The following is a 6,863-nucleotide window of genomic DNA, read 5'->3' as shown; positions in this document are numbered from 1 at the left end:
TCGACGGGGAGGCCGCGCACGCGCAGCGCGGCCTCGATCAGGGGGAACTGGCTGCGGGCACGGCACAGGACGGCTGCGGTCGTGGTGCCCGGTTCCCACCGCTTGGCGACGAGCTCCGCGACCGCGGCCGCCTCCTCCTCGACGGTCGCGGCGTAGACGCCGTGCACTGAGCCGATCCCGGCGTCGGGTCGCGCGACGAGGGCGGGGAGCGAGTTGCCGGGGTCCGCGGCGAAGAGGGGCGCGGACGTCGTGTTGGCGACGTCGAGGACGGCGAGGTCGTTGCGCCAGGACGTCGACAGCCGGTGGACGTGCGCCGGTGCGCCGCCAGCGGTCCGGAACTGGTCGGGGAAGCGTGCGGGTCCCGAGGCACTGGCGCCCCGCCACCCGTAGATCGACTGGTTGGGGTCCCCGACAGCGGTGACCGGGTGCCCGGAGCCGAAGAGGGCGCTGAGGAGGCGGATCTGCGCGTAGGAGGTGTCCTGGTACTCGTCGAGGAGGACCACCCGGAACCGGTCGCGCTCACCCTGCCCGACGGCCTCCACACCCTCCGCGAGCTGCGCGGCGAGGGAGACCTGGTCGCCGAAGTCGAGGGCGTCCATGGTCCGCTTGCGCTCCTGGTACGCCTCGACGACGTCGAGGAGGCGGTGCCGCTCGCCCAGCGAGCGGACGAGCTTCACGACGTCGGCGTGGAGCGTGGTGCGCCTGCCGCCGGGCGGCGTGGCGGCGATGTCGTCGACGAGCCGTGCGATGCCCGCACGGGCGTCGGCGACGGACAGGAGGTGCTCGTCGAGCGCTCCGGACAGGTCGAGGACGGCGCCCACGACGGTGGAGACGGCGGCGTCCGTCTCGAGGTCACCGTGCCAGCGCTCGACGACCTCGCTCGCCACCTGCCACTGGGTGGCCTCGGAGAGGAGACGGGCGCCCGGTTCGCGGCCGATGCGGAGCCCGTGGTCGGAGACGAGCGACGCGGCGTAGGAGTTGTACGTGGAGATCGTGGGGCGGTCGAGGGCGTCGAGCACCCCGTCGACGCGTCCCGGCACGGCACGTCGCAGCTGGCGCAGACGCCGGGTGACGCGCTCGCTCAGCTCTCCCGCGGCCTTCCGGGTGAACGTGAGACCGAGGACGGCGTGCGGTTCGACGAGGCCGTTGGCGATGAGCCACACGACGCGCGCGGACATGGTCTCGGTCTTCCCGGAGCCCGCTCCGGCGACGACGAGCATGGGCTCGAGCGGGGCCTCGATGACCTCCGTCTGCTCCGGGGTGGGGCGAGGCCGACCGAGGAGGTCGGCGATGCGCTCCGCGCTCATCGGGGGCGTGGTGGCGGTCATGGGGTGCGCTCCTGGGGCTGGGGGGCGTCCATGGGCGTCCCGCTCGTGGACGGCGCGTGGGCGCCGGCACCGGCGCCGTCGCCGTCGCCGTCGGGGGCAGGGGCAGGGCCCACGACGTGCCGCCCCTCGGGTTGCAGCGGGCAGGCGCGGCGGACCGTGCACACGCCGCAGAGGGAGTTCTCCACGGCGGCGAAGCGGGCGGCTGCCATCGTCTCGGCGGCCTCCTCGACGAGCGACCTCGCCCAGCTCGAGCCGGGGTCGCCGAGCGCGGGCTGCGTGCGTCGCGTCGCCCCGCGTGCTCCCTCGGCGAGGAAGACGAGCTGGGCTCCGACGCTGCGCGTCCCCTCGGGCAGCGACGGGAACGCCCCCGACTCGACGGCGAGCTGGTAGGCGCCGAGCTGGGCGTTCGTCTCGGCGTCAGCGGCCGTCGGGATTCCCTTGCCCGTCTTCAGGTCGGTGATGCGCACCCCGTCGTCGACCTGCTCGATCCGGTCCACCGCGCCGCGCAGCACCGCCCTGCCCACCTCGAGCTCGAACTCCTCCTCGACGACCACGTCGCCCTCGACCTCGGCGACGTAGTCCGCGAGTCGGCGCACCATGTCGTCGGCCCTGCGTCGTGCCTGCGTCGCGGGCCACCCGTCGGGCATCCCGAGCTCCGGCCAGCGCCGGTCGAGCTCGGCAGCGAGCTCGGAGTGCCGGCCCCGGGGCATCGTCCTGGCGATGTCGTGGACGAGGGTCCCCACCGACTGCGCGAGCGCCGCAGGCGTGGTGCCGCCCGCGCTCTCGAGCGCCCACCGCAGCGCGCAGCGGTGCACCTGCTCCACCTTGGACGGGGACACGGGCACGCTCGCGCCAGGGGCCCACAGGGGTGCGTCGGTCGAGAGCTCCGCGGCCCCGTACCAGGTCCGTGGGTCGGCCTCGGCGACCCCGTGCCGCGCGAGGTCCACGAGGAGCCCCGCGAGCCGCTCGGCACGCTCGGACCCGTCGACGGAGGAGAGCTCGTCGACGAGCTCTCCCCGGACCACGGCGACCAGGCCGCGCAGGTCGAGCGGCGCGGCACCGAGCGGTTCCCCGCCGGGCCCTGCGTCGCCCGCGGGCAGGTCCGTCGCGTCCTCGGGTCCGCCGACGTCCGGGAGACCGAGGAGGTCGAGGAGCACGGACGGCTCGTCCTCGAGGTCCCGGGAGGCCGTGACGACGAGCCTGCGTGTGGCCCGCGAGACGGCGACGACGAAGGCCCGGAGCTCGTCGGCCAGCACGGCACGCCGCGCCTCGCGGCCCATCGGCGAGCCGTCGGACCGCCCGTCGAGCAGGTCGACGAGGGACTGGGCCCCGAGGAGCGAGTCGCGCAGGCGCAGGTCGGGCCACGACCCGTCCTGGACGCCCGCCACGACGACCACCTCCCACTCCCCCCCGGCCGCACCGGCCGGGGTGAGGAGCGGGACCGTCTCCTCGCCGGCGCCGCCGACGGCGAGGTTGTCCGCCGGGATGTCCTGCGACTCCACGAGGTCGGCGAAGGCGAGCGCGGTGGCCTGCGGGACGCGGTCCACGAACTGCTCCGCGGACCGGAAGAGCGCCATCACGGAGTCGAGGTCGTGGTCGGCCCGCGCGGAGCCCGGGCCGCCGTGGACCGCGATGCTCCGCCACGTCTCGGCCAGGTCGGCTGCGGCCCACAGCGCCCAGAGGACCGTCTGGGCGGTCGCTCCGGGAGCGGCCACCGCGTCGCGGCCGGCGGCGAGGACGCGTGCGACCCGTCCGGGCGCTCGCGCGACGTCGTGCGGGAGGGTCGCGCTCCGTGCGGTGTCCTCCACGACCTCGACCAGCAGGTCGTCGGAGGTCCTCGTCCCGCCTGCGGCGAGCTCCTCCGTGCGGAGCGCCCTGCGCAGGCGCCGCAGGGCGACCGCGTCGATCCCCCCGAGCGGCGACGTGAGGAGGTCCACCACGAGGTCGACGTCGGGCGGGTCGTCGGTGCTCACGGCTCGCAGGGCCCGGAGCAGGGGCCGGACGGCGGGCTCGTCGCGCAGGGCGACGTCGGCGCCGACGATCGCGACCGGGACGCTCGCGCTCGCGAGGGCACGGCGCAGCCGCACCAGCTCGCCGCCGGAGCGTGCGACGACGGCCATGCGCGACCACGGTGTGCCCCTCAGGAGGTGCTCGGCCCTGAGCACGCGCGCCACGTACGCCTCCTCGAGCGGGCGGCCCGGCAGGACCGTCGTCTCCACCACGTCCTCGACCTCGGAGGCAGGCCGGGCACGACGGTGCTCGACGGCTCCCACGGTCCCGACCTCCTGGGACACCGTGCGGGTCGCGGCGCGGACCCGGGGCCCGTGCCGCCACGCCCGCTCGAGGACGGCCGTCGTGGCACCGAGCTCGCCGACCACGTCCCCTGGCCCGAGGTCGCCCTCGCGCGGCGGCGCTCCGGCGGCGGCACGCCCGACGAGCGACGGGCTGGCACCGCGGAACGCCTGCACGGAGGAGTCGGGGTCGGCGAGCAGGACCAGGCGGGCCCCGTGGGACGCGAGGACGTGGCACAGCCGTGCGGTCGCGGCCGTCGCCTCCTGGTAGTCGTCGACGACGACGACGCGCCACCCCGGCCGGTCCTCCGGGTCGGCCTCTGCGAGCACCCGGGCCGCCTCGTCGACCACGACGGCAGGGTCGTACCGGGCTCCGGCGTCCGGCGTGAGCTGCCGCAAGGACATGACGGACAGGTACTCGTCGTAGACGGCTGCCGCGGCGACCCATTCGGGCCGCCCGTGGCGGTCGCCGAGGTCAGCGAGCTCGTCGGGCGCGAGGCCCCGCTCGGCGGCGCGCATGAGGAGGTCCCGCAGCTCCTCCCGGAACCCGCGCAGCGCGAGGGTCTCCTCGGGCACGTGGGCGGGCCAGCGGACGGACGTCCCCTCACCACGGGCGTGCCCCTCGAGGAGCTCGGCGAGCGCGAGGTCCTGCTCGGGGCCCGTGATGAGGGTGGGTGGAGGCTCGCCGTGCGCCTGGGCGCTGCGCGCGAGGACGCTGAACGCCGCGGACGCCGCGGTGCGGACCATGGCACCGCGCACCGTGAGACCGAGCCGAGCCGCGATCCGGTCGCGGAGCTCCCCCGCGCCGCGCCGGGTGGCGCTGAGGACGAGGACCTCGTCGGGGGACACGCCGCCACGCACCGCGGCGACGACCAGCTCGATCGCCAGGACCGTCTTCCCCGTGCCCGGCGCCCCGAGGATCAGCGACGTCGGGGCGTGCGAGGCCACCTCGAGAGCGCGCCTCTGCGAGTCGTCGAGGACGACACGAACCGCCGACGAACCCGAGGGCTCCGTGGTGTCGTCACGAGGTGGGCGCAGCTCCATGCGCACATGTCATCACGGACCACCGACACACCAGTGGTCCGGGGGCCTACGGGAAGGGCCAGCCGTTGGGCCTGCAGGACAGGACGTCGCCGCTCTGCTGGACCATGACGGGTGCCGGCTCGTCCGGAGCTCCGCAGCTCACGTGCTTGTGGCCGAGGACGTGCCCCACCTCGTGGTTGACGAGGTACTGGCGGTACCCGGCGAGGTCGTCACCGAAGATCCCCGACCCCTCGACCCAGCGCATGTGGTTGAGGACGGCGTGCCGGTACTGACCGCAGGACCACAGCCCCTCGGTCTCGAGGGGGGCGCACAGGGCGTCCGTGGTCGCGGGGCTGGCGAGCGTCACCGCGAACGTCGCCTCGCCCTCGGTCCGTGCGAACGTCTGCGAGCCGTCGCCTCCCCAGCTGCGGGGGTCGTTGAGCGTGTCCATGACGAGCGTCGCGAACTTCTCCGCGTCCACCTCGAGCCCGCGCTCGACCTGGACGCGGACGGTCTTCACCTCCCCGGCACCCGGCGCGGGCACCTCTCCGGGGACGACGTCGAGGACACCGGTGGCGGCGGGCGGGACGTCCGGCGACAGCAGACCGGCCGCGAAGCCCGCCTCGTCCACCCCCTCGGGCAGGACGACGAGGGGCTCGACGACGTCGACCGGGGCAGGCTCGGGGACGGTCGACGCCTCGACGGGCTCGGTCGTCGGCTCGACGGCCTCCTCCGTGGGGCCGGCGGTCGCCACGGGGTCGCCGGTCTCGTCGGTCGCGGCCGCGACGCGCTCCCCCACCGGGGTGCGGCCACCGCCGCGGCTCGCCTCGGGCACGCGCTCGACGAGCTGCTGCACGGAGGCCTGCGCGAGGTGCGACGCGGACGGGAGGACGGTGGTGAGGACGTCGCCAGACACCGCGGCGCCGGCGCCCACGCCCCCGAGGACGCCCACGAGGGACAGCGCGGCGGCAGGGGTCCACCGGAGGCCGATGTGCGATGACCGACGACCGCGGGCCCCTCTCCGGGCGGCGCGGGAGGCCCCGCCCCTCGCGCGGAGCGCCGCGCGGGTCGGCGGGGAGTCGTCCGATGGGACGCGCGGGCCGTCGCCCGGACGGGAGGAGGAGGTGGGCACACGTCCATCGTGCCAGACTTCGCGCGGCGTGCATCTACGCTGAAGTGGTGGCCAGCACCGCAGAGCCCGACGGGCAGCCCGACGGGCACAGGCATCCTCGCCCCCGCATGCCCCGGCTCGAGCGCCACGCCCAGCTGCTGTCCATAGCCCAGGACCTCTTCGCCGCCCACGGCTTCCACCACATCTCCATGGACGACATCGCGGAGCGGGCCGACGTCTCGAAACCGATCCTCTACCGCCACTTCCCGTCCAAGCTCGACCTGTACCTCGCCGTGGTCGACGAGCGTGGCCAGGCTCTCGTCGACGCCGTCTCGGCGGCCCTGGCCACGCTCGAGGACCCGGACCGCGTCGAGGGCAGCGCGGACGGCCACGCCGTGGTCCACGCGGTGGTCCGCGCCTACGTCGACTTCGCCGAGGGGTCCGGCGTGGCCGCGTCCCTCCTCTTCGAGTCGGACGTCACGAGGGACACCGCGGTCCGATCACGGGTCGAGGGGCCGGACCGGCGCAACGCCGAGGCGTTCGCGCGGGTCCTCGGGCGCCTCACGGACCTCACCCCGAGCCAGGCGCTCACGGTGGCGTGGACGGCGACGGCGATGGCGCGCGTCGCGGCGACCGACGCGCTGCTCAAGCAGCAGCTCGACGAGCCGTGGGAGTGCTCCCCGACGAGCGAGGAGACGGTCGACCTCGTCGCCCAGTTCGCTTGGCGCGGAATCCACGGGATGTTGCGTCGCGGCGGAGCGGCCGAGGACCCGTCGTCGGCCTAGGATCGGAGCAGCCCGGCTGACGACGTCAGCGACAAGCGATGGAAAGTGGGACCCGTGGAGATCACGATCGGTGTTCAGAACCTGGCACGCGAGCTCGTCGTCGAGACCGACGCGTCGGCCGACGACGTCACCAAGGCCGTGAGCGACGCGCTGAGCGGCGGTCCGCTCCTGGAGCTCACCGACACGCGCGGGCGCCGTGTCCTCGTGCCCGCAGCGACGATCGGGTACGTCGAGATCGGCTCCGAGGCGCAGCGGCGGGTGGGCTTCGGCTCGCTCTGACCCCGCCACCGGAGAACGACGAGGGGCGCCCCACCGGCGGTGGGGC

At 75.3% G+C, this 6,863-nt stretch carries 5 protein-coding genes; 2 read left to right on the top strand and 3 right to left on the bottom strand.

Going from position 1 to position 6,863, the window contains the following annotated elements; genetic code table 11:
- From JAV76_RS04070 to JAV76_RS15200, 3 genes are all read right to left on the bottom strand, one after another.
- The coding region (locus JAV76_RS04070) for an ATP-dependent helicase (protein WP_198732721.1) at positions 1-1,328 on the bottom strand (1,328 nt) is incomplete at its 3' end.
- Positions 1,325-4,663, bottom strand: a complete 3,339-nt coding sequence (locus JAV76_RS04065) for an ATP-dependent helicase (protein WP_198732720.1) — start codon at positions 4,661-4,663, stop codon at positions 1,325-1,327. The genes JAV76_RS04065 and JAV76_RS04070, both read right to left, overlap by 4 nt.
- Positions 4,664-4,709: 46 nt before the next feature.
- The gene (locus JAV76_RS15200) at positions 4,710-5,594 is read right to left on the bottom strand and encodes a DUF3152 domain-containing protein (protein WP_307843977.1); all 885 of its coding nucleotides are present in this window, start codon (positions 5,592-5,594) and stop codon (positions 4,710-4,712) included.
- A gap of 227 nt (positions 5,595-5,821) precedes the next feature.
- Between JAV76_RS15200 and JAV76_RS04055 the strand changes: the two genes are divergently transcribed.
- A complete protein-coding gene (locus JAV76_RS04055; protein ID WP_307843976.1) occupies positions 5,822-6,538 on the top strand; it encodes a TetR/AcrR family transcriptional regulator in 717 nt (238 codons plus the stop codon).
- 54 nt (positions 6,539-6,592) lie between these two features.
- The gene (locus tag JAV76_RS04050; protein WP_198732719.1) at positions 6,593-6,817 is read left to right on the top strand and encodes a DUF3107 domain-containing protein; all 225 of its coding nucleotides are present in this window, start codon (positions 6,593-6,595) and stop codon (positions 6,815-6,817) included.
- Positions 6,818-6,863: the final 46 nt, after the last annotated feature.

Source organism: Sanguibacter suaedae, from assembly GCF_016342785.1.
Classification (GTDB): domain Bacteria; phylum Actinomycetota; class Actinomycetes; order Actinomycetales; family Cellulomonadaceae; genus Sanguibacter; species Sanguibacter suaedae.
This window is presented reverse-complemented; position numbering and strand designations above follow the sequence as displayed.